Origin of the sequence: Enterobacter genomosp. O, assembly GCF_001022965.1 — a bacterium.
GTDB lineage: Bacteria > Pseudomonadota > Gammaproteobacteria > Enterobacterales > Enterobacteriaceae > Enterobacter > Enterobacter cloacae_L.
The window spans coordinates 639,197-661,743 of sequence record NZ_LECZ01000025.1; the positions used below are offsets into that span (position 1 = coordinate 639,197).

20 protein-coding genes are annotated in these 22,547 nt (G+C 54.2%); 5 read left to right on the plus strand and 15 right to left on the minus strand.

What is annotated here, in order from left to right; translation table 11 throughout:
- Position 1 precedes the first annotated feature (1 nt).
- The 3 genes from ABR39_RS12950 to ABR39_RS12960 are packed head-to-tail and all read right to left on the minus strand — an operon-like array spanning position 2 to position 4,037.
- Positions 2-1,783 (minus strand): SmdB family multidrug efflux ABC transporter permease/ATP-binding protein, encoded by a 1,782-nt coding sequence (locus ABR39_RS12950; RefSeq protein WP_047347267.1) that lies wholly within the window; start codon positions 1,781-1,783, stop codon positions 2-4.
- Positions 1,776-3,548 carry a SmdA family multidrug ABC transporter permease/ATP-binding protein gene (locus ABR39_RS12955; protein WP_047347268.1) on the minus strand — a complete coding sequence of 591 codons (1,773 nt, stop codon included), beginning with the start codon at positions 3,546-3,548 and terminating at the stop codon, positions 1,776-1,778. The genes ABR39_RS12950 and ABR39_RS12955 overlap by 8 nt, the downstream gene beginning before the upstream one ends.
- A gap of 30 nt (positions 3,549-3,578) precedes the next feature.
- Positions 3,579-4,037 (minus strand): Lrp/AsnC family transcriptional regulator, encoded by a 459-nt coding sequence (locus tag ABR39_RS12960; RefSeq protein ID WP_047347269.1) that lies wholly within the window; start codon positions 4,035-4,037, stop codon positions 3,579-3,581.
- 115 nt (positions 4,038-4,152) lie between these two features.
- Between ABR39_RS12960 and ABR39_RS12965 the strand changes: the two genes are divergently transcribed.
- Complete coding sequence (locus ABR39_RS12965; RefSeq protein ID WP_047347270.1) at positions 4,153-5,199, plus strand: PLP-dependent cysteine synthase family protein; 1,047 nt, start codon at positions 4,153-4,155, stop codon at positions 5,197-5,199.
- Positions 5,200-5,239: 40 nt separating this feature from the next.
- Here ABR39_RS12965 and cof read toward each other — a convergent pair whose 3' ends face one another.
- Positions 5,240-6,058: an HMP-PP phosphatase gene (gene cof, locus ABR39_RS12970; protein WP_047347271.1), complete on the minus strand. Its 819-nt coding sequence runs from the start codon at positions 6,056-6,058 to the stop codon at positions 5,240-5,242.
- Positions 6,059-6,159: 101 nt separating this feature from the next.
- Here cof and ABR39_RS12975 point away from each other — a divergent pair, with 101 nt between their 5' ends.
- The gene (locus ABR39_RS12975; RefSeq protein WP_047347272.1) at positions 6,160-7,860 is read left to right on the plus strand and encodes an SgrR family transcriptional regulator; all 1,701 of its coding nucleotides are present in this window, start codon (positions 6,160-6,162) and stop codon (positions 7,858-7,860) included.
- Between the two features lie 66 nt (positions 7,861-7,926).
- Complete coding sequence (queC, locus tag ABR39_RS12980; RefSeq protein ID WP_047347273.1) at positions 7,927-8,622, plus strand: 7-cyano-7-deazaguanine synthase QueC; 696 nt, start codon at positions 7,927-7,929, stop codon at positions 8,620-8,622.
- 2 nt (positions 8,623-8,624) lie between these two features.
- Here queC and ABR39_RS12985 read toward each other — a convergent pair whose 3' ends face one another.
- The 11 genes from ABR39_RS12985 to bolA form a co-directional block, all read right to left on the minus strand.
- Complete coding sequence (locus ABR39_RS12985; protein ID WP_082132648.1) at positions 8,625-8,954, minus strand: DNA-binding protein; 330 nt, start codon at positions 8,952-8,954, stop codon at positions 8,625-8,627.
- On the minus strand, positions 8,926-9,291 hold the full coding sequence (locus ABR39_RS12990; protein ID WP_047347275.1) for a type II toxin-antitoxin system RelE/ParE family toxin: 366 nt from the start codon (positions 9,289-9,291) through the stop codon (positions 8,926-8,928). Before ABR39_RS12990 ends, ABR39_RS12985 begins: the two co-directional genes overlap by 29 nt.
- A 48-nt stretch (positions 9,292-9,339) precedes the next feature.
- Positions 9,340-9,738, minus strand: a complete 399-nt coding sequence (locus ABR39_RS12995) for a YbgC/FadM family acyl-CoA thioesterase (RefSeq protein ID WP_047347276.1) — start codon at positions 9,736-9,738, stop codon at positions 9,340-9,342.
- A gap of 99 nt (positions 9,739-9,837) precedes the next feature.
- On the minus strand, positions 9,838-10,218 hold the full coding sequence (locus tag ABR39_RS13000; protein ID WP_047347277.1) for a helix-hairpin-helix domain-containing protein: 381 nt from the start codon (positions 10,216-10,218) through the stop codon (positions 9,838-9,840).
- Positions 10,219-10,366: 148 nt separating this feature from the next.
- The gene (ppiD, locus tag ABR39_RS13005; RefSeq protein WP_047347278.1) at positions 10,367-12,238 is read right to left on the minus strand and encodes a peptidylprolyl isomerase; all 1,872 of its coding nucleotides are present in this window, start codon (positions 12,236-12,238) and stop codon (positions 10,367-10,369) included.
- 212 nt (positions 12,239-12,450) lie between these two features.
- Complete coding sequence (gene hupB, locus ABR39_RS13010) at positions 12,451-12,723, minus strand: nucleoid-associated protein HU-beta (RefSeq protein WP_002444653.1); 273 nt, start codon at positions 12,721-12,723, stop codon at positions 12,451-12,453.
- Between the two features lie 210 nt (positions 12,724-12,933).
- On the minus strand, positions 12,934-15,288 hold the full coding sequence (gene lon / locus ABR39_RS13015; RefSeq protein WP_023334706.1) for an endopeptidase La: 2,355 nt from the start codon (positions 15,286-15,288) through the stop codon (positions 12,934-12,936).
- Between the two features lie 182 nt (positions 15,289-15,470).
- Entirely contained in the window at positions 15,471-16,745 is a 1,275-nt protein-coding gene (gene clpX, locus ABR39_RS13020) for an ATP-dependent protease ATP-binding subunit ClpX (protein WP_024906819.1), read from the minus strand.
- Positions 16,746-16,872: 127 nt separating this feature from the next.
- Positions 16,873-17,496: an ATP-dependent Clp endopeptidase proteolytic subunit ClpP gene (clpP, locus tag ABR39_RS13025; RefSeq protein ID WP_010428105.1), complete on the minus strand. Its 624-nt coding sequence runs from the start codon at positions 17,494-17,496 to the stop codon at positions 16,873-16,875.
- 260 nt (positions 17,497-17,756) lie between these two features.
- Positions 17,757-19,055 (minus strand): trigger factor, encoded by a 1,299-nt coding sequence (gene tig / locus ABR39_RS13030; RefSeq protein WP_047347279.1) that lies wholly within the window; start codon positions 19,053-19,055, stop codon positions 17,757-17,759.
- A 330-nt stretch (positions 19,056-19,385) separates the two neighbouring features.
- On the minus strand, positions 19,386-19,703 hold the full coding sequence (gene bolA, locus ABR39_RS13035; RefSeq protein WP_013095855.1) for a transcriptional regulator BolA: 318 nt from the start codon (positions 19,701-19,703) through the stop codon (positions 19,386-19,388).
- 304 nt (positions 19,704-20,007) lie between these two features.
- On the opposite strand from bolA, the gene ABR39_RS13040 reads away from it, so the two are divergent.
- Positions 20,008-20,586: a lipoprotein gene (locus ABR39_RS13040; protein WP_023310568.1), complete on the plus strand. Its 579-nt coding sequence runs from the start codon at positions 20,008-20,010 to the stop codon at positions 20,584-20,586.
- A 46-nt stretch (positions 20,587-20,632) separates the two neighbouring features.
- The gene (gene ampG / locus ABR39_RS13045) at positions 20,633-22,108 is read left to right on the plus strand and encodes a muropeptide MFS transporter AmpG (RefSeq protein WP_047347280.1); all 1,476 of its coding nucleotides are present in this window, start codon (positions 20,633-20,635) and stop codon (positions 22,106-22,108) included.
- Positions 22,109-22,547: the final 439 nt, after the last annotated feature.

A 22,547-nucleotide genomic window follows, 5' to 3' on the forward strand; every position in this document is an offset into this window, starting at 1 on the left:
ATCAGGCGCTAAGCGACTCTTCATCGCGCACGCTGGCGGCCAGCTCTTCGCCCGCCAGCTGCAGCTGATACATCTGCCAGTAGCGCCCTTTTGCTTCCAGCAGTTCACGGTGCGTACCGCGCTCAACGGCCTGTCCGCGATGCAGCACCAGAATGGTGTCCGCGTCAACGATGGTCGAAAGTCGGTGAGCAATCACCACCAGCGTCGTATGGTCGCGTACGGCGGCCAGCGCCTGCTGGATGGCCTGCTCGGTGCCGGAGTCAATGCTGGCCGTGGCTTCATCCAGAATCAGTATCTGCGGCGTTTCAATGAGCACCCGCGCCAGCGCCAGGAGCTGTTTTTGACCAACGGAGAGATTGTTCCCCTGCTCGCCCAGTTTCGTATTGATCCCGTCGCTAAACCCGCGTGCCAGCGCTGCCAGCTGCACTTTCTCCAGCACGTCCCAGACCTGCTCCTGAGAGTAGTCTCGCCCCAGGGTCACGTTGGCGTAGAAGGTATCGGCCAGTACGACCGGATCCTGCTGCACCATCGCAACGCCTTTGCGTAACACACCGTGGCTGAGAGCCGCGAGCGGGCGTCCGTCGAGGCGGATTTCACCCCGGCTGACCGGGTAATACCCCATTAACAGGCTGGCGAGCGTGCTCTTACCGCTGCCGGTATGCCCCACCAGCGCCACGAACCCGCGTGAAGGAACATCAAGCGTGATGTCCTGCAGCACCAGCTGGTCGTCGCGATAGGCAAACGAGACGTTATCAAAGGCAATGGCCCCGCTTTGCAGAGGACGCTCGTCGTCGCCGTAGGTCTGACGCGGCCTGTCCATCAGCTCGAACACGCGCTCCCCAGCCACCACGGCCTGCTGGAGCATCGACTGCTGTGTCGTCAGCTCAATCAGGGGTTCGTTAAGGCGGCCAAGGTAGCTGATGAAGGCGTATAAAACGCCAACCTCAATGGTTCCTCGTGTGGTCAGGCCAAAGAGCATCAGCAGCCCGCAAAGCACCAGCGCGGAGAAGAGGCTCAGCAGCGGGCGTAACAGGAACCCATCAAGCCGCAGGGTCTGCATGCGCGCCATGTAGTGCGAACGGCTGGCTTCGCCCATCCGCTCGCCAAAACGCGCCTGCTGGCGGAACTGCTGGATAACGCTCATGCCGTTGATCACTTCGTTGAAGCCATCATTAATGTCGGCAAGATAGGTGCGCACCCGACGGACAATCGGCGTGCTGTAGCGTTGATAGATAACCATCACGATCAGCACCGCCGGGAAGATAGTGATTGCCACCAGCGCCATGCGCCAGTCGAGGCTGAACATTGCCACCAGCATCGCGCCAATCAGCGCTGCGCTGCGTAACACAGTTGCCACCACGGTGACGTACAGATCGCGGATCACCTCCGTATCGTTGGTCACCCGCGAAATCACCTGCCCGACCGGCTGAGTATCAAACTCGCTGAGCGGCTGGCGAAGCGCGGCGTCCATCACGTCCGTACGCAGCTGCTGCACGACGCCCACGGCTGCACGGTTGAACAGCAGAGACTGGGCATAGTGCAGCCCTGCCGCCGTCAGCTGCAACCCAACGTAGGCCACGCCTAAGCCCGCCACCAGCCCCAGCGGCAGGTAGCTTTTAGCGACCATATTGTCGATGAAGTAGCTGATGAGAAGCGGGCCGCTCACCTCGGCAATCGCCGCAATCCAGAGTAAAAGCACGGCCACGGAGAGCGGTTTACGCCACGGCGAGCCGTAGGCCAGCAGACGCTTAAGCGTCGGCCACATCGTTCCGAGCTTACGCATGGGTGGCCTCCTCTGCGTGTTCCGGCGCATCGTCCAGCGCCGCTTCAAGCTGCTGATAGCGATACATATCGCGATACCATCCCGGCTGCTCCGCAAGCGTTTCATGCTGCCCGCGCTGGGCAACGTGCCCGTGCTGCAATACCAGTATTTCGCTGGCTTCGGTAAGCGCTGACAAACGATGGGCGCTGATAATCACCGTGCGTCCGTCGCCCCACTGGCGCAGGTTATGCAGGATCTGGTGCTCGGTACGGCCATCCACGGCGGAAAGCGCATCGTCCAGGATCAGGATTTCAGCATTGAGCAACAGCGCGCGGGCAATGGAGATACGCTGTTTTTGCCCGCCGGACAGCATGACGCCCCGCTCCCCGACTTCCGTATCGTAGCCCTGCGGCAGGCGCAAAATATCATCATGTACGCTGGCTAACCGCGCCACATGCTCTATCTCTTCCTGCGTTGCCGACGGACGTCCGAGGGCAATGTTGTTCGCCACGGTGTCCGAAAACAGAAACGGCGTCTGGCTCACCACCGCCAGACGGCCTCGCCACTCATCCAGTACCAGCCGGGTCAGGGGAATATCATGGAAGCGAATATCGCCCTGCGTGACGTCAAAGTGGCGCTGGAGCAGCGAAAGCACGGTACTTTTGCCGGCACCCGTCGGGCCGCAGATGCCGAGCATCTGGCCTGGCTGAAGCGTAAAGCTGACGTTCTCCAGTACCGGATGTTCCGTTTGCGGATAGACAAACTGACGGACGTCGACTTTCATGACGCCGCGCCCTTCCGGTACCGCTTCGCTCCCGTCATTGACCACCGGCGCTTCGGCCAGCATGGCGCGAATGCGGCTATAGGCGGCGCTGCCGCGCTCCACGATGTTAAACATCCAGGCCAGCGCCAGCATCGGCCAGATCATAAGCCCCAGATACATCGCAAAGCTGGTCAGTTGCCCCAGGGTCAACGCGCCCTGCACCACCATCCAGCTTCCGCCGCCAATCGCCAGCAGGTTTGCCATGCCAATCGCGATATAAATCGTCGGGTCAAAACGAGCGTCAATACGCGCGACGCGCATGTTCTTCGCTCCCGTGTCCGCGGCATCGGCCGCAAACAGTGCGGATTGTCGGTCTTCCAGGCCAAACGCTTTAATCATACGGATGCTGGTCATGCTCTCCTGCGTGCGGTCGTTCAGGGAAGAAAACGCCGCCTGCGCCAGCTTAAAGCGCTCGTGCAGCTGTTCGCCGTAGCGATTGATCGCCAGCGCCATCAGCGGCATCGGCAGCAAGGCAAGCAGGGTCAACTGCCAGCTGATCTGCGTGGACATGACGATCAGCACCGCGCAGCCCATCACCAGCGAGTCCACCAGCGTCAGCACCCCTTCCCCGGCGGCAAAGACCACGCGATCGACGTCGTTAGTGGCGCGCGCGATAAGATCCCCGGTGCGATGGCGCAGATAAAATTCGGGATGCTGCCGGCTCAGCTGGCGGTAAAAATCCTCACGCAGCTCAACGGCCAGCTGATAGGACGCGCCAAACAGCAGCACGCGCCAGACGTAGCGCAGCAGATAAACAATGACGGCCGTCAGCACCAGCGTGCCGACCCACATCAACACCCGTGCGGTGGTGTAATGCTGTTCGGTGACGCCATCCACGACATATCCCACCACTTTCGGCGGGATCAGCTGCAAAATGGCAATGATAATAAGCAGGAATACGGCGCCGAGATAGCGTTGCCACTCCCGACGAAAGTACCAGCTTAATTGGGCAAATAATCGCACGCGGTTTGTTCCTGAAGGTATTTTACGAAGTTATTCAATAGGTAACGCTGTGGTGTATTTAATCTGTTCCATGGCGAAGCTCGAAGTGACGTCCGATAACCCCGGTACGCTGTTCACCAGTCGCTTGTAGAAATCATCATAGCGCTTCATGTCTGCGACCTGAACGCGCATCAGGTAATCGTACTCGCCGGCCATACGCCAGAAGCCGAGCACCTCTGGCATTTCGGACACCTGCGTGACAAAGCGGCTATACCACTCGCTGCTGTGATGCTGAGTTTTTATCAGGACAAACGCCGTTAATCCAAGCCCCAGTTTTTCTGGATCCAATAACGCGACGCGTCCCAGAAGAATACCGTCATCCTCAAGCTTCTTGAGGCGCTTCCAGCACGGCGTGGTGGTCAGATTAACGGCATCTGCCAGCGCCTGCAAAGAGAGGGTACAGTCACTTTGCAGTAATGAAAGGAGCTTGCGGTCAATTTTATCTAGCATAGCCACCTCATAGAGAAAATTTTTCTCCCTTCATTCTATTTTAAAGGCCAGATAGCAACAATTTTTTCTGTGCTTTTCGCTATCCTAGGCACAAAATGACAAACGGATAACTACGATGAATAGCACTTGGGTTAAACATGCGATCAGCGAAATCAATGCCGACTATCAGCGCTCGGCAGATACGCACCTGATTCGCCTTTCCCTGCCGGGATTTGACGGTATTCAGCTCTATCTGAAAGATGAAAGCACCCATCCTACCGGCAGCCTGAAGCATCGTCTGGCGCGCTCACTGTTTTTATACGGTTTATGTAACGGCTGGATTAAAGAAGGCACCACTATCATTGAATCCTCATCCGGTTCAACGGCGGTGTCCGAAGCCTATTTTGCTCGCCTGCTGGGCCTACCGTTTATCGCGGTGATGCCTTCCTGCACTGCCAGACGCAAAATCGAACAGATCGAATTTTACGGCGGTCGCTGCCACTTTGTGGAAAGCGCCTGCGAAATCTACGCCGCTTCCGAAATGCTGGCCCGCGAGCTCAACGGCCACTATATGGACCAGTTTACCTTCGCCGAGCGCGCGACGGACTGGCGCGGCAATAACAACATTGCCGACAGTATCTTCCGCCAGATGACCCACGAGCCGCACCCGGTTCCGTCGTACATTGTAATGAGCGCCGGGACGGGCGGCACGTCTGCCACTATTGGACGTTACATTCGCTGTCAGGGCTATGATACCCAGCTGATGGTGGTTGATCCGCAGAACTCCGTGTTCCTCGACTACTGGCAAAACCGCGATGCTGGTCTGCGCAGCCCGGTAGGCAGTAAAATTGAAGGGATTGGCCGCCCGCGCGTTGAACCATCGTTCATCCCGGACGTAGTGGATGAGATGATGCGCGTGCCGGATGCCGCAAGCGTGGCAACGGCGCACTGGCTGGAGACGCAGCTGGGCCGCAAAGTCGGCGCATCGACGGGCACAAATATGTGGGGCGCACTGCAGCTTGCCGCACGCATGCGCGAAGAGGGCCGCACCGGCTCTATCGTCACGCTGCTGTGCGACAGCGGCGAACGCTACCTGGAAACCTACTACAATGCGGAGTGGGTGCAGGCCAACATCGGCGATATCGCCCCGTGGAAAGCCCGGATTGCAGAGCTGCTGAAATAAAAAAAGCCAGACCGGGGTCTGGCTTGCTGGAAGGGTCTCACTATTCGGGGGAATATGGGAGGTTGTTATTGTCCAGCCAATGCGTCAAAAAATGGGACACCGCTTCGTTACCGCAGTGCCCAATAACCGGCAGATGGGGAAGTTCTGCTTTTAGCTGCGCCATCGCATTTCCCATAATCAGACCGCGGCCGACGCTGCCCAGCATCTCCCGGTCGTTCATGGCGTCGCCAAACGCCATACAGTCCTGCAGCGTTAAGCCCAGGTGGTCGCTCAGTACCGCCAGGGCGGAACCTTTGTTACAGCCCACAGGTAACACCTCCAGACAATCCACCGCCGAGAAGGTCAGGTGCGCCCGATTACCCAGCGCCTCATTCAGCTGAATGCGTAAGCGGCAGAGATCGTCATGATCGCCGCAGAAGCAGATCTTGGTCACCGCATGGGCGGGGATCCGACGCAGGTCGATAAGCTGGTATTTAAAACCGCTGTAGACATGCGCATGCAGCAGTTCCGGAATTTCACGCCCGGTGAACCAGCCCCGATCGTTAAAGACGTGGATGCTGGCCTGGGTGTCCCAGGTGCTGTGCAGCACGATATCCGCCACTTCCGGGTTGAGATCCTGACGGTGCAGCACATCGCCTTCTACAGAATGAATTCGCGTCCCGTTGCCGGTGATCAGAAAGGCGTCGAGGGAAAACGCGCCCAGCAGATGACGCATTTCCAGCACATGACGCCCGGTAGCAAATGTCAGGGTGACATCACGCTCGCGCAGACGCTTCAGCGTGTTCAGGGTTTTCTCCCCCAAACGGTGATCCGGCATTAACAGCGTACCGTCCATATCAAATGCAGCGAGCCGAGCCATGATTACTCCCGAAATGTGATGCGATTAACTTGTGCATCAGTATCGTGTGAGATATACGGAAGTAATAGTGAATAGATGATAATTATTGTTCAGGGTTTCTCATGCGCCAGCTTAATCGACTTAATCAGTATCATCGCCTCTGGCAGCCGTCCGAGGGTGCGACGCAGCAGGTCACCATCAGCGAGCTGGCGGCCCGCTGTTTTTGTAGCGAGCGGCATGTTCGAACGCTGCTGCGTCAGGCCCAGGAAGCGGGCTGGCTAAGCTGGCGAGCGCAGTCTGGTCGCGGAAAACGAGGTGAACTGACGTTCCATGTCACCCCAGAGTCGCTGCGCAATGCGATGATGGAAGAGGCGTTAAAGCGTGGACAGCAGCACAACGCGCTTGAGCTGGCCCAGCTTGCACCAGACGCGCTGCGGTCATTGCTGCATCCGTTTTTAGGCGGGCAGTGGCAAAACGACACGCCGACGCTGCGCATCCCCTATTACCGCTCTCTGGACCCGCTTCATCCGGGTTTTCTGCCCGGTCGGGCGGAACAGCATCTGGCCGGACAGATCTTTTCCGGGCTGACGCGCTTTCACGGCAGCTCCAGTGAACCCACGGGCGATCTCGCCCATCACTGGGAGGTCTCGGATGACGGCCTGCGCTGGCATTTTTATATTCGATCCACCCTGCACTGGCATAACGGCGATAAGGTCGAGACCGGACAGCTTCAGCAGAGCCTGACCGCGCTTTTTGCCCTGCCCGCCCTGCGTAAGCTGTTCCAGAGCGTCTTACGCGTTGACGTCACTCATCCTCAGTGTCTGACATTTACCTTGCACCAGCCGGATTACTGGCTGGCACACCGCCTGGCCACTTACTGCAGCCGTCTTGCCCATCCCGAACAGCCTATGACGGGCAGCGGGCCCTTCAGACTCAGCGTGTATGAACCCGACCTGGTTCGTCTGGAAAGCCACGAACAGTACCATCTCAGCCATCCGCTGCTTAAGGCTATCGAATACTGGATCACGCCGACGCTGTTTGACTCTGGGCTGGGTACCAGCTGTCGTCATCCGGTGCAGATTGCCATTGGTGAGCCGGATGAACTTGAGAGCCTGCGCCTGGTCACCAACAGCACCAGTCTGGGCTTTTGTTATCTCACCCTGAAGCAAAGCCCGCGCCTGAGTGAAATTCAGGCGCGGCGGCTCATCAATATCATTCATCTCTCATCGCTTCTGCATACGCTTGGGCTAAACGAAGGGCTGATTAACCCAACGGAGGAGTTACTGCCCGGCTGGGCGATCCCCCAGTGGCCGGATTTAACGCATGTCCCTCTGCCGAAGAAATTAACCCTGATTTACCATTTGCCGGTTGAGTTACACACGATGGCCCGACAGCTAAAACAGTACCTTGCACAACTGGGCTGCGCGCTTACGGTTATCTTTTACGATGCGAAAACCTGGGATGGATGCCAGCAACTGGCAGACGCGGACATGATGATGGGCGACAGGCTGATTGGCGAAGCCCCGGAATACACGCTTGAGCAGTGGCTGCGCTGTGATGCTCTCTGGCCACACCTGCTGAGCGCGCCTCAATACGCTCATCTACAGGCCACCCTGGATGCGGTACAGACTCAGGCCGATGAACAGGATCGGCATGCTGGCCTGAAAGCCATTTTTAGCCAGCTTATGGAAAACGCGGTCATTACACCGCTGTTTAACTACCAGTATCAAATCAGCGCCCCGCCGGGGGTCAACGGCATACGCCTCAACACCCGAGGCTGGTTTGATTTTACCGAAGCCTGGCTGCCCGCCCCCAAATCGTGAAGAAGCTGGTCGCCGTCGTGGTCAGGCGGTAACATAACGCTTTTACCGTAACTGTTGAGATGATTTATGAAACGTGCCGTCGTCGTGTTCAGCGGAGGACAAGACTCTACTACCTGCCTGGTCCAGGCCCTTCATCAGTATGATGAAGTTCACTGTGTTACTTTCGATTATGGTCAGCGTCATCGCGCTGAAATCGACGTCGCCCGTGAACTGGCCCTGAAACTGGGCGCACGCGCGCACAAGGTACTGGATGTTACGCTGTTAAATGAGCTGGCCGTTAGCAGCCTCACCCGCGACAGCATTCCCGTCCCGGACTACGAACCCGATGCCAGCGGCATTCCGAACACCTTTGTGCCGGGCCGTAATATCCTCTTCCTGACCCTGACGGCGATTTACGCCTACCAGGTAAAAGCCGAAGCGGTAATAACCGGCGTATGTGAAACCGACTTCTCCGGTTACCCGGACTGTCGCGACGAGTTTGTGAAAGCGTTGAACCACGCCGTCAATCTGGGGATGGCGAAAGATACGCGCTTTGAAACCCCTCTGATGTGGCTGGATAAAGCAGAAACCTGGGCGCTGGCGGACTACTGGGGCAAGCTGGATTTGGTTCGCAGCGATACCCTCACCTGCTATAACGGCATCAAAGGCGACGGTTGCGGCCAGTGCGCCGCCTGTAACCTGCGCGCTAACGGGCTGAATCATTATCTTGCCGATAAAGTCGGCGTGATGGCCGCGATGCAGAAAAAAACCGGGCTAAAATAGGGCTATTTAACCGTGCTGTCGAACAGTTTTACGCCGGCAGCACGCGTGACTTTCATTAACGTCGTCAGCGTTGGGTTGCCGTTATTAGACAAGGTTCGGTACAGCTGCTGACGGGAAAGACCCGATTTAGTAGCAATTTCACCTATGCCGCCGCGGGATTCGATGACGCGTCTTAACGCGATTAAATATGCAGGGATCCCCTGATCTTCATAAATCTCATCTAACGCAACCTGCAGGTATAGCTGGGCGTAGGAAGGGTTTTCACGAAGCATTTTTACAACGGCTTCATCATGGCTGACGGAACTAGAAAATTTTTGTTGGCTCTTGCTCATCGGATTTATCCTTTTGATGCTCATTCCAGTAATCTATTGCCAGTTTCACATCAGCCTTTTGACTCTTTTTGTCACCGCCGATCAGCAACAATAGGATCTTCCGATGTTGTACTGCAAAATAGATTCGATAGCCGGGACCACAATCAATTTTCAATTCCCAGACACCCTCTCTGAGATATCGGTAATCGCCGAAATTCCCTTTCTCAGCACGGTCAATTCGCAGAAGGATCCGAAACGCTAGCTCCGGATCCTTTCGCCTCATATTTGCTACCCACTCCTCGAACGGAATTTTTCCGTCACGGGTTCGGTAACGTTCAACAACGTAGTCCCTGTCCATTATTCTATCCCTGAAAAGTCCTTTTGTCTTTTATAAAAGACAGAATTTCTAAGCGATCATCAGTTCCAGCTTTTCCCGTAACTCCCCTTCAAGCGGTAGCGCCTTCTGGGTTTTCAGATCGATACAGACAAACGTAATCAGCGCATCAGCCACTACCTGCCCTTCTGGATCGAGCGTTACCACCTGGCTTAACACCCCGCTTTTGCCACTTAGCTGCTGTACCTGACTGGTCACGGTAAGCACATCACCCAGCACGGCCGGACGGCGGTAGTTGATGTTGATATTGACGACCACGAACGCGATGTTGTGCGCGGTCAGCCACTGAAAGCTTTCGCTATTTTCGAGCCCGTCCCAGCGCGCTTCTTCAAGAAACTCAAGATAGCGGGCATTGTTCACATGCTGGTAAACGTCGAGGTGAAAACCGCGTACTTTGATTTTTGTCTGCATAGCGCAATAGCCTTTACTGTTATTGTAGGATTAGAGGTCATAACTGGTATGACCTCTTTATCCTGGCAAATTATCGCTGCAGTGCAAGTAAATGTGAGATTACAACGTCAGGTGTGAGAGGTTGCGCTCAACCAGCGCGCTGCCCATACCCGGAACCTGTTTGAGATCGTCGACAGTTTTGAAAGGACCATACTCTTCCCGGTAGCTGACGATGGCCTGCGCTTTTTTCAGGCCGACACCATTCATCGCGCGGGCCAGGTCTTCTGCAGAGGCCGAATTGATACTCACCCGCGTACCGTCATCATCCACGTTTTTACCGGCGTCAGTCGCTTTGGTTTGTCCCTGCACCGGCGCGGCTGCGTCGGTCTTGCTCTGTACCGTCTGTGGTTTGGCGGCAGGTGTCGCCGCCAGCGCGCCAGCGCTCATCCCGGTGGTGGCAATAGCCAGCGTAATTAACAGTGCTTTGATTCCACGTTTCATGCTGTTATCTCCTTGTGTGTTGACAGCCACGTCACGATAGCCGCCGGAGAAAACAGGCACAAACAGCAGATTGCAGAAATGGAAAAGGCCGCGAAAGCGGCCTTTAGTTTTTGCAGAGCGTTACGAAATTCTGCGAGCAGATACGTAATTATTGCTGCTGAGTTATTACATCACCCAGCTTAATTTTGGCTTCTTTACGCAGGTTGCTCATCATGGCTTCGAAAGCAATCTGGGCATTGTTCTGAGTAATGCCCTGAACCATCGCTTTCTTCTGCGCTTCTGGCAGGGTGCCGGCTTTCACTTCATCCAGCGCCAGCAGAATGACGTTACCCTGCATATCGGTGGTGGTGCCGAAGCTTGGTTTATCTTTTGCTGGCAGGTTCAGACCAAACGCCGCCTGACTGACAGGATCCTGACCGGTACGGCTCAGCGTTTTCGCTTCACCGAAGCTCAGGCCCGCCGCTTTGAGCGCGTCCTCTTTGCCTGCTTTCAGATCAACCAGAATCTTCTCAGCATCCAGTTTCGCCTGCTGTTCCGCTTTGTTGTGCTTAACCTGAGCGACAACCAGATCCTTCACTTCCGCCAGCGATTTGACCGCTTCAGGCTTGTGCTCGCTGACGCGCAGAACAAACGCACGATCGCCATCGACGGTAATGATGTCAGAGTTACTGCCTGGCGTGCCGTTCTCACCGACCAGTCCACCGTTAAAGATGGCATCAGAAACCGGTTTGAAGTTCAGCTCTTCCGGCAGGTTGTCACGGCCAAACCAGCCCGTCTCAACCGCTTTCACTCCAGCCGCCTGCTCTGCACCCGCCAGAGACTCGTTGTCATTGCTGGCAGCATCGCTCACTTTCTGCTGCAGTGCGTAGTAGGCATCCAGCGCTTTTTCCTGCTTCACTTTCGCTGCGATATCATCACGAACCTCAGCTAGCGGCTTGGTTTTTGCAGCAATGATGTCGTCCAGACGGACAACCAGGAAACCAACGGAGGATTTGATAACGCCAGACAGCTGGCCCTTGTCTTTCAGACCGGCATTTTTCAGTTCATCCGGCGTGGTTGCCTCTTCCAGCCAGCCCATATCACCGCCGTTTTTCGCGGAGATAATATCGGTGGATTTCGCTTTCGCAACGGTCGCGAAATCAGCGCCTTTGTTCAGTTCATCCAGTACCGCTTTGGCATCAGCCTCGGTTTTGGTCTGAATCACGCTGTAGCGGTTACGCTGCGGCTGAGTGAACTGATCCTGATGCTGGTCGTAGTAAGACTGGATTTCCGCGTCAGACGCGCTTTCCTGCAGCGCAGCCGCATCCAGCTTGATATAGCTCACACGGAACTGTTCCGGAGAAACAAAAGTGTTCTTGTTCTGCTCGTACCAGGCGTTAACGTCAGCGTCGCTTACCTGCTGTTTCGCCGCCAGAGCGTTCACATCAATCGTCGCTTCACGAACAACGCGCTGCTGCGCCACCAGCGCGGCCAGTTCATCCGTTTCACCTTTAAGCATGAAATCGGTGCCGACGACGGCATTAATGAGCTGCTGGGTGGTCAGTTGATTACGCAGAGCCTGAGCGTATTGATCGGCAGTCATGCCCATCTGATTGACGATGCTGTTGTAGCGCGCGTTGTCGAATTTACCGTTAGACTGGAAGGCCTGCGTGGAGAAGATGGCTTTTTTCACCTGCTCATCGCTGATGCCAAGACCCAGTTTTTTGGCATACTGATCCAGCAGCGCTTCGTCGATAAGACGGTTCAGTGTCTGTTGGCGCAGGGTCTTCATGTACCCTTCGTTCGCTGCCAGTTCAGAGAATTGGTCGCCCAGCTGTTGCTGCATACGGTTACGTTCACCGGCAAAAGCATTCTCGAACTGACCACGGCTAATCTCCTGGCCATTCACTTTTGCGGCATAGTTCGCGCCACCGCCAATAAGGTAACTGCTCACGCCGGTCAATATGAACGACACGATAATGATACCGAAAATAATCTTGAGCACGAGACTGTTAGCAGCCGTGCGTAAGCTGTCCATCATGGTGTAACAACACTCCGCTGTAGGTGACTGGTTACCTGACGCTGACGGAAAATCCTGCCCGTCGCGCGTAAGGTCGTATTGTGACAAGAAAACGGGGCGATTGTCAGCCCACAACTCGCATAAACTCGCACAAATCAGGTCTGGACAAACAAAAAAGGCACATCAGAAGATGCGCCCTTGTACTATACGGCTTCCCTGAGACGGGAAAGCAATCAGTTTACTGCGTCTTTCAGCGCTTTACCTGCACGGAAACCCGGCACTTTAGCGGCAGCAATGGTGATCTCTTTACCGGTCTGAGGGTTGCGGCCAGTACGGGCAGCACGCTCTTTAACAGCAAAAGTACCGAAGCCTACCAGTGCAACGTCGTCCCCAGCCTGCAGAGATTCAGTAACAGAAGCAATTAATGCATCTAACGCACGTCCAGCTGCAGCTTTAGAAATATCAGCACCAGCAGCAATTTTGTCAATCAGTTGAGATTTATTCACTGTTCTCTTCCTCTCTTTATAATTTATATCGCGCCTGAATCCTTCACAACGCGACCGCGCAGCAGTTATATCAGGCCTGCCATGACCTTACAACACCCGTTGTTGATGGCTGACCTAATCAGCAATCTAAATTAGCTATACAAAAAAAGGCTGGCAAGTGCGAAATGACTTACCAGCCTTGTTTTTATTGACGCTCTTTGCGCGAGGTCACTATTTTGCGGTTACAACCTGCATTCCGGACGGTTCATTCTGCAATGCGAGACTAAGAACTTCCTCAATTCGCTTCACAGGATGGATCTGCAGATCGGCAATCACGTTGTCCGGAATCTCTTCCAGATCGCGTTTGTTTTCGTAAGGGATCAATACGGTTTTGATCCCACCGCGATGTGCCGCCAGCAGTTTTTCTTTTAAGCCACCAATCGGTAGAACCTGACCACGTAGCGTAATTTCGCCGGTCATCGCCACATCGGCGCGCACCGGGTTACCGGTCAGACAAGAAACCAGAGCGGTACACATGGCAATACCCGCGCTTGGACCATCTTTCGGCGTCGCCCCTTCAGGTACGTGCACGTGGATGTCGCGTTTTTCGTAGAAATCCGGGTTAATACCAAGTTTTTCCGCACGCGCGCGCACCACGGTCAGTGCCGCCTGAATGGATTCCTGCATCACTTCACCCAACGAACCGGTGTAGGTCAGCTTGCCTTTACCCGGTACACAGGCGGTTTCGATGGTCAGCAGATCGCCGCCCACTTCCGTCCATGCCAGGCCGGTCACCTGACCAACGCGGTTTTCGTTGTCCGCGCGACCGTAGTCGAAACGCTGAACGCCGAGATAGGCATGCAGATTGTCGCCGTTGATCACAATGTGTTTCAGGCTCTTATCCAGCAGCAGCTGTTTCACCGCTTTACGGCACAGTTTAGAGATTTCACGCTCAAGGCTACGCACGCCCGCTTCGCGGGTGTAGTAGCGGATGATGCCAATAATCGCGCTGTCCTCTACGGTCAGCTCGTTGGCTTTCAGCGCGTTACGCTCAATCTGCTTCGGCAGCAGGTGCTGCTTAGCGATGTTCAGCTTCTCATCTTCGGTGTAACCGGAGAGACGGATCACTTCCATACGGTCCAGCAGCGGAGCCGGAATGTTCATGGAGTTGGACGTCGCCACGAACATGACGTCACTCAGGTCGTAATCCACTTCCAGGTAGTGATCGCTGAACGCCACGTTCTGTTCTGGATCAAGCACTTCCAGAAGAGCCGAAGCCGGGTCGCCACGCATGTCCGACGACATTTTGTCGATCTCATCGAGCAGGAACAGCGGGTTTTTAACGCCCACTTTCGCCATCTTCTGGATCAGTTTACCCGGCATAGAACCGATGTAGGTACGGCGGTGACCGCGGATTTCCGCTTCATCGCGTACGCCACCCAGCGCCATACGGATATACTTACGTCCGGTCGCTTTGGCGATAGACTGGCCCAGAGAGGTTTTACCCACCCCCGGCGGCCCTACCAGGCACAGAATTGGGCCCTTAATTTTATTCACACGGCTTTGTACCGCGAGGTACTCAAGAATGCGGTCTTTCACGCGTTCCAGGCCGTAGTGGTCGGTATCGAGGATTTCCTGCGCCTGACGCAGGTCTTTTTTGACCTTGCTGCGGGCGTTCCACGGAACCTGCACCATCCACTCAATGTAGCCGCGGACAACGGTCGCTTCAGCCGACATCGGAGACATCATTTTCAGCTTCTGCAATTCAGCTTCCGCTTTCTCTTTCGCCTCTTTTGGCATCTTCGCCGCGTCGATCTTGCGCTTCAGCGCTTCGTTTTCGTCCGGCGCGTCGTCCATCTCACCGAGTTCTTTCTGAATGGCTTTCATTTGCTCATTCAGATAGTACTCACGCTGAGATTTCTCCATCTGCTTTTTCACGCGGTTGCGAATACGCTTCTCAACCTGCAGCAGATCGATTTCAGACTCCATCATCGCCATCAGGTATTCCAGACGTTCGTTAACGTCGGACATTTCCAGAACGGACTGTTTGTCAGCCAGCTTCAGCGGCATATGGGCAGCGATGGTATCCGCCAGACGTGCAGGATCGTCGATGCTGTTCAGCGACGTCAGCACTTCTGGTGGGATTTTCTTGTTCAGCTTGATATAGCCTTCAAACTGGCTAATCGCGGTGCGAACCAGCACTTCCTGTTCGCGCTCATCAAGTTCAGGCGAATCAAGGTACTCTGCCTTCGCAGAGAAGTGTTCGCCATCGTCTGACAGAGTGGTAATACGCGCACGCTGCAGGCCTTCTACCAGCACCTTGACGGTGCCGTCAGGCAGCTTCAGCATCTGCAAAATAGAGGCCACGGTCCCGACGGTGAAAAGATCGTTTACACCCGGCTCATCCGTTGATGCTTCTTTCTGCGCCACCAGCATGATTTTTTTATCATGATCCATAGCGGCTTCGAGGCAACGGATAGATTTTTCCCGCCCTACAAATAAGGGTATGACCATGTGCGGATAAACCACCACATCGCGCAACGGCAATACGGGGATTTCAATGCGTTCAGAACGCTCAGGATTCATAGAGCTCTCTCTTAGTTAGTGTCCGCCAGGTAAGCTGGTCATGTCACTGTGCTTCACATAACCATTAACATGTATCCAGTATATGGGGATGTTTCCCACACATTCAACGCTATGAATAAGGAAAAAGTAAAGGGGAGATAAAATCCCCCCTTTTTAATTAACTGCTTGTATGATTTGGTGAATTATTCGCCAGATGCCTGCTGCGCTTCCGGTTTACCGTAAATCAGCAGCGGCTTGGTTTGACCGCTAATGACGGACTCGTCAATCACCACTTTTTCAACGTCTTCCATCGACGGCAGATCGTACATGGTGTCAAGCAGCGCCGCTTCAACGATAGAACGCAGGCCGCGCGCGCCGGTTTTGCGAATCATTGCTTTTTTGGCAATGGCATCCAGCGCCTCGTCACGGAATTCCAGGTCAACGCCTTCCAGATTGAACAGCGCCTGATACTGCTTGGTCAGCGCATTTTTCGGCTCTTTCAGGATCTGGATCAGCGCATCTTCACTCAGTTCATTCAGCGTTGCCACAACCGGCAGACGGCCGATGAATTCAGGGATCAGGCCAAATTTGATCAGATCTTCTGGTTCAACCTGTGACAGGAGCTCGCCTTCGTTCGGTTTTTCGGACGTTGATTTCACCGTTGCGCCAAAACCAATGCCGGAGCCGGTTTCAACACGGTGGGAGATGACTTTATCCAGACCGGCAAACGCACCACCACAGATGAACAGGATCTTGGAGGTATCAACCTGCAGGAACTCCTGCTGCGGATGTTTACGACCTCCCTGCGGCGGAACGGCAGCAACCGTACCTTCGATCAGCTTCAGCAGTGCCTGCTGTACGCCTTCACCCGATACGTCGCGGGTGATGGACGGGTTGTCTGATTTACGCGAGATCTTGTCGATCTCATCGATGTAGACAATCCCACGCTGGGCTTTCTGTACGTCATAATCGCACTTCTGCAGCAGTTTCTGGATGATGTTTTCGACGTCCTCACCCACATAACCGGCTTCGGTCAGGGTGGTGGCATCCGCCATGGTGAACGGAACATCCAGCAGGCGAGCCAGGGTTTCAGCCAGCAGCGTTTTACCGGAACCGGTTGGGCCGATAAGCAGAATGTTACTTTTACCCAGTTCTACGCCATTGCTGGTATCGCCGTTACGCAGACGTTTGTAGTGGTTATATACCGCTACCGCCAGCACTTTCTTGGCCTGCTCCTGACCGATGACATAGTCGTCAAGGTGATGACGAATTTCATGCGGCGTTGGCAGCGCGCTACGTTCGCGGTGTGGCGCGACTTCTTTAATCTCTTCGCGAATGATGTCGTTACATAAATCGACACATTCGTCGCAGATATACACGGACGGCCCGGCAATCAGTTTACGCACTTCATGCTGGCTTTTGCCGCAAAAAGAGCAGTACAGCAGTTTGCCCGAACCATCTTTGCGTTTATCTGTCATGAGTCCAAACCTCTTTTTAAGTTCTTTGTGCCGCACATGACGACGCAAATGCCATTCTAAGACGCAAGCTGCTCTCAGGCAGAGTGCCGCCCTACCTTAGTATAGCGGCACACTCGCGTCGCGGGCATCAATTACGATGGGTCAACACGGAGTCGACTAAGCCGTACTCAACTGCCTCTGGAGCAGAGAGGAAGCGATCGCGCTCGGTATCGCGCTCGATCTGCTCGAGTGGTTGACCCGTATGCTGCGCCATAAGTTCATTCATGCGCGCTTTTACTTTCAGAATTTCGCGGGCGTGGATTTCAATATCCGTCGCCTGCCCCTGGTAACCGCCCAGCGGCTGGTGAATCATCACGCGGGAGTTAGGCAAGCAGAAACGCTTACCTTTAGCCCCTGCTGTTAACAGGAACGCGCCCATAGATGCAGCCTGACCCATACAGATAGTGCTTACATCTGGCTTGATGAATTGCATGGTGTCATAAATGGACATACCTGCTGTAATCACGCCACCCGGGGAGTTAATGTACAGGTAAATGTCTTTTTCCGGGTTTTCCGCTTCCAGAAACAGCATCTGCGCCACGATCAGGTTAGCCATGTGGTCTTCCACCTGGCCTGTCAGAAAGATAACGCGTTCCTTGAGCAGACGGGAATAGATATCAAAAGAACGCTCACCACGTGAGGTCTGTTCAATAACCATTGGCACCAGAGCCATATGGGGTGCAAAGTTATCTCGTTCGCCACTGTATGACATTTCCGTCTCCTGGATCAAAATTGAAAACACCTGCTGTACTGATTGTAACCTTACGGACGGATTATCAGCCAGTCTCATTCATCATGATTACGTACTTATGGGGTTCACAGTGCCCTATTTCAAGCATAACAACCTTTTGTTGTTACGCTAACACCGAAAGGGCGTTTTAGCACTCTTCCTGGGCTAAAGCTGCGATAAAAAAAACCCGCTGCCGCAAGGCAACGGGTTTTCTGTTCAAACTTTAAACCGTTGGGGCGAAATTACGCCTGCTGGTTCATCAGTTCGTTGAAAGAGGTCACTTTTTCGGTGACTTTCGCTTTCGCCAGTACCGCTTCAACAGCCTGCTCTTCCAGGGCAACATTGCGCATGTTGTCCATCAGTTCTTTGTTCTTACCGTAGAACTCGATCACTTCTGATGGATCTTCGTATGCAGAAGCCATCTCTTCGATCAGACCTTTCACACGCTCTTCGTCAGCTTTCAGCTCGTGGGTACGAATGACTTCGCCCAGCAGCAGGCCAACAACAACGCGGCGTTTAGCTTGCTCTTCGAACAGTTCGCGTGGCAGTTCCATCGCTTGCTGCTGGTTGCCACCGAAACGCTGTGCAGCCTGACGGCGCAGCACGTCGATTTCGCTGTCGATCAGGGCAGCTGGAACGTCGATTTCGTTGGCTTTAACCAGACCGTCGATCGCCTGAGATTTAACACGGTTACGCACAGCGCCATTCAGCTCGCGCTCCATGTTTTTACGCACTTCGGTACGCAGGCCCGCAACAGAACCATCTTCCACGCCGAAACGCTTGATGAATTCTTCAGTCAGTTCTGGCAGTTCGCGCTCTTCAACTTTCTTCAGGTTGATGACGAACTTGGCTGCTTTCCCTTTCAGGTTTTCAGCGTGGTACTCTTCAGGGAAGGTCACGTCGATAGTGAACTCTTCGCCCGCTTTGTGGCCTTTGATACCGTCTTCGAAGCCTGGGATCATACGACCCTGGCCCATTGCCAGTACGAAGTCAGACGCTTTGCCGCCTTCGAACTCTTCGCCGTCTACAGAACCGGTGAAGTCGATGGTCACACGGTCTTCCGCGTCAACAGCGCCTTCTTTCTCTTTCCAGTTCGCCTGCTGCTTACGCAGGGTGTCCAGCATGCCGTCAACGTCTTCGTCAGTCACGGAAACAACTGGTTTTTCAACTTCGATAGATTCCAGACCTTTCAGCTCAACTTCCGGGTACACTTCGAACTCTACGGAGTAGGTGAAGTCTTCACCCTGCTTGTATTCGCCTGGAACATAGTTCGGCGCGCCGGCCGGATTGATTTTTTCTTTGATGATCGCATCGATAAAGTTGCGGCTCATCAGTTCACCCAGCACATCCTGACGCACGGAAGCGCCATAACGCTGAGCAACAACATTCATTGGTACTTTGCCCTTACGGAAGCCGTCAATACGTACTTTTTTTGCTACGTTGACCAGCTCGCTTTTCACAGCAGTTTCGATGCTGTCAGCAGCGATAGTAATCGTTACACGGCGGCCAAGGCCTTGAGTGGTTTCAACTGAAACTTGCATCTTGTTACCTCAAAAAAATCACAGTGCTCGGTCAACTCTGAATCTGTCTGTTATACCGGGATGCTCTCTTAGTGCAGATTCACATTCCCTGTCGCCAGAATCATCCCGAAGACATTCAATAAGACGCGGCATTATAGCGGCATCACTTAGGTGAGTCGAGAACGGTTGGGGCATGTTGCTGCGGCTTTTTTCACACTTTAAGGCTATTTTTAGCCTTAAAATCGCTCCATCCGCTCAAAACTCAGACAAAACAAAACGGCCCGGAGGCCGTTTTGAGGAAATCTGTTAGCAACATACTGGAAAAGCTCCAGCCGTTGCAAATCCGATTTATCAGGCGATGGTGCCTGCACCGCGACAAGGCGGTGACGCAAAAACCGTATCCTGCAAACCTTCCCATTCCTTAATGGTGTAAGTATGCAATGCCAGAGCATGTACGGTTGTGGAGAGTTCTTCCGTCAAGGTGCTGTAGATCAAGCGGTGTCGGTTCAGGAAACGTTCTCCCGTGAAGCGATCGCTAACCAGAACCACTTTGAAGTGGCTTTCAGAACCTGCCGGCACGTTATGACGATAGCTTTCGTCGACGACTTCGAGGAACACAGGGTTGAACGCTGCCCTTAATTTATCTTCTATCTGCTCACGTATCATCATGAAATTACTCCTCCGACAACGCCAGGATGTCACCCATCCCTTTAAATGTTAGCCGCTTTTACCGTTTCCATTACATCAAGACAACAAATATTTAGCTTTCATCTGATTTTCTCATTCAAAGGAATGAAGTTCACTGTGAGACTCATACCTTTTGTCATTCACGGGAGAAGAAAAAGGGTGAGCTGGTCAGTTTTCAGACAAGACGATGAATTTACATGCGTTGACTACTTCCCCTGACCGTTGGCAATGTTATGATGGCGGCAATTTTTCTCTCTCTATGCTTACGATTCGTGAGAACTTTAAAATGTTAAAAAAACTCTTCTTTCCATTGGTAGCCCTTTTTATGCTGGCAGGCTGTGCTACCCCGCCTACCACCATTGATGTCTCACCAAAAATTACCCTGCCTCAGCAGGACCCAAGCCTGATGGGCGTCACCGTGAGCATTAACGGTGCCGATCAGCGTCAGGATCAGGCGCTGGCAAAAGTGACCCGCGATAACCAGCAGGTTACGCTCACCGCGTCCCGCGACCTGCGCTTCCTGCTTCAGGAAGTGCTGGAGAAACAGATGACGGCTCGCGGCTATATGATTGGCCCAAGCGGCGCGGTCGATCTGCAGATCATCGTGAACAACCTGTACGCTGACGTTTCCCAGGGTAACGTGCGCTACAACATCGCGACCAAAGCCGATATCGCCATTATTGCTACCGCGAAGAATGGCAACAAGATGACTAAAAACTACCGCGCGAGCTACTCCGTTGAGGGGGCTTTCCAGGCCTCTAACCAGAACATTGCTAACGCCGTGAACAGCGTGCTGACAGATACCATCGCCGATATGGCGCAGGACACCAGCATTCACGACTTCATCAAGCAAAACGCGCGTTAATCCTGCTGACTGACCCGGTATATCGCCGGGTCAGTTTTATAAGAACATGTCCAGTCATTACTTACGCATTTTCCAGCAACCGAAATCAGCCATTCTGCTGATCCTCGGCTTTGCCTCGGGTTTACCCCTCGCGCTCACTTCCGGCACGCTTCAGGCGTGGATGACGGTCGAGAACATCGATCTTAAAACCATCGGTTTCTTCTCGCTTGTTGGTCAGGCCTATGTCTTTAAGTTCCTGTGGTCGCCGGTCATGGATCGCTACACTCCGCCATTCCTGGGACGGCGTCGCGGTTGGTTAGTGATGACCCAGATCCTGCTGCTGCTGGCCATTGCGGCGATGGGTTTTCTTGAGCCCACCACGCAGCTACGCTGGATGGCCGCGCTCGCGGTGGTGATTGCCTTCTGTTCCGCTTCGCAGGATATCGTGTTTGATGCCTGGAAGACGGACGTGTTACCTGCGGAAGAGCGCGGTGCCGGTGCGGCAATCAGCGTGCTGGGCTATCGCCTCGGGATGCTGGTCTCTGGCGGACTGGCGCTGTGGCTGGCCGACCGCTACCTCGGCTGGCAGGGCATGTACTGGCTGATGGCGGCCCTGCTTATCCCCTGCATTATCGCTACGCTATTTGCACCCGAGCCGAGTGATGTCATCCCGGTCCCCCGCTCGCTGGAGCAAGCTGTCGCCGAACCGCTGCGCGACTTCTTTGGCCGCAACAACGCCTGGCTGATCCTGTTGCTTATCGTCCTTTATAAGCTGGGCGATGCCTTTGCGATGAGCCTGACCACCACCTTCCTGATCCGGGGCGTCGGTTTTGATGCCGGTGAAGTGGGCGTGGTGAATAAAACGCTGGGGCTGTTTGCAACCATCGTCGGCGCGCTCTACGGCGGCGTATTGATGCAGCGCCTGACGCTGTTCCGCGCGCTGCTGATCTTCGGCATCCTGCAAGGCGCCTCAAATGCAGGCTACTGGCTGCTGTCAATTACCGATAAACATACGATCAGCATGGCCGCCGCGGTGTTCTTTGAAAATCTCTGTGGCGGTATGGGGACAGCGGCATTTGTCGCCCTGCTGATGACCCTGTGCAACAAGTCGTTTTCCGCCACGCAGTTCGCTCTGCTCTCGGCGCTCTCCGCCGTTGGCCGCGTCTACGTGGGTCCGATTGCCGGCTGGTTTGTTGAAGCTCACGGGTGGCCTACGTTTTATCTCTTCTCGGTCGTGGCGGCCGTGCCGGGGATTTTATTGCTGCTGGTTTGCCGTCAGACGCTGGAATATACCCAGCGGACAGAACACTTTATGCCGCGTAACGAATATCATCGCGCCTACCGTTTTGCCTTACGTCTGTTAATGGTGGGCTGCGTTGCGCTGGCACTCTGGCTTGTCGTGCTCATTATTAATGCCTGCACGTCACTGGCGCTCCCTCTCGAAGCCCTTCTGCTGGATGCAGGCGCCCTGCTGGCCGTCGCGGGGATCCTGCTCGGGGGTCTGCTCGATTTCATGGCGTTGCGTAAAACGCAGATGACCTGAAGAGAAATGCGAAAGGTTATTTCCCGTTGTAATCACTAACCGAAATTATAACGGCGAAATAGCCGACAACTGGTAAAAAAAATATTTGTTGTTTTGTGCGGGATAGGATTTGGAAATTATTAGCTCCTTTTCCAAAACGCTATTTTTCATTAAACGATTCAGCAGAGGAGAGTTTGATTTTTCGTTTTTTAGATGTCTTTTTATTGATAATTAATTGTTAATTTTTTGTTTATTTTCAACAATGGTTATACCAATTGCCCCTTTTAAGGTATGCTTGGGGGGCCTTTCGTTATAAAGCCCACGCCATGCGGCTTCGGTCATAAAGACCGACATAATTTGCAACACTTGTGACACGTGCGGCAGAACCCGGTAACACCTTCCTGACACAGGCCTAATGATGTTTACAGTAATGTAACCTTCCCGTAAAATGCCCGCACAC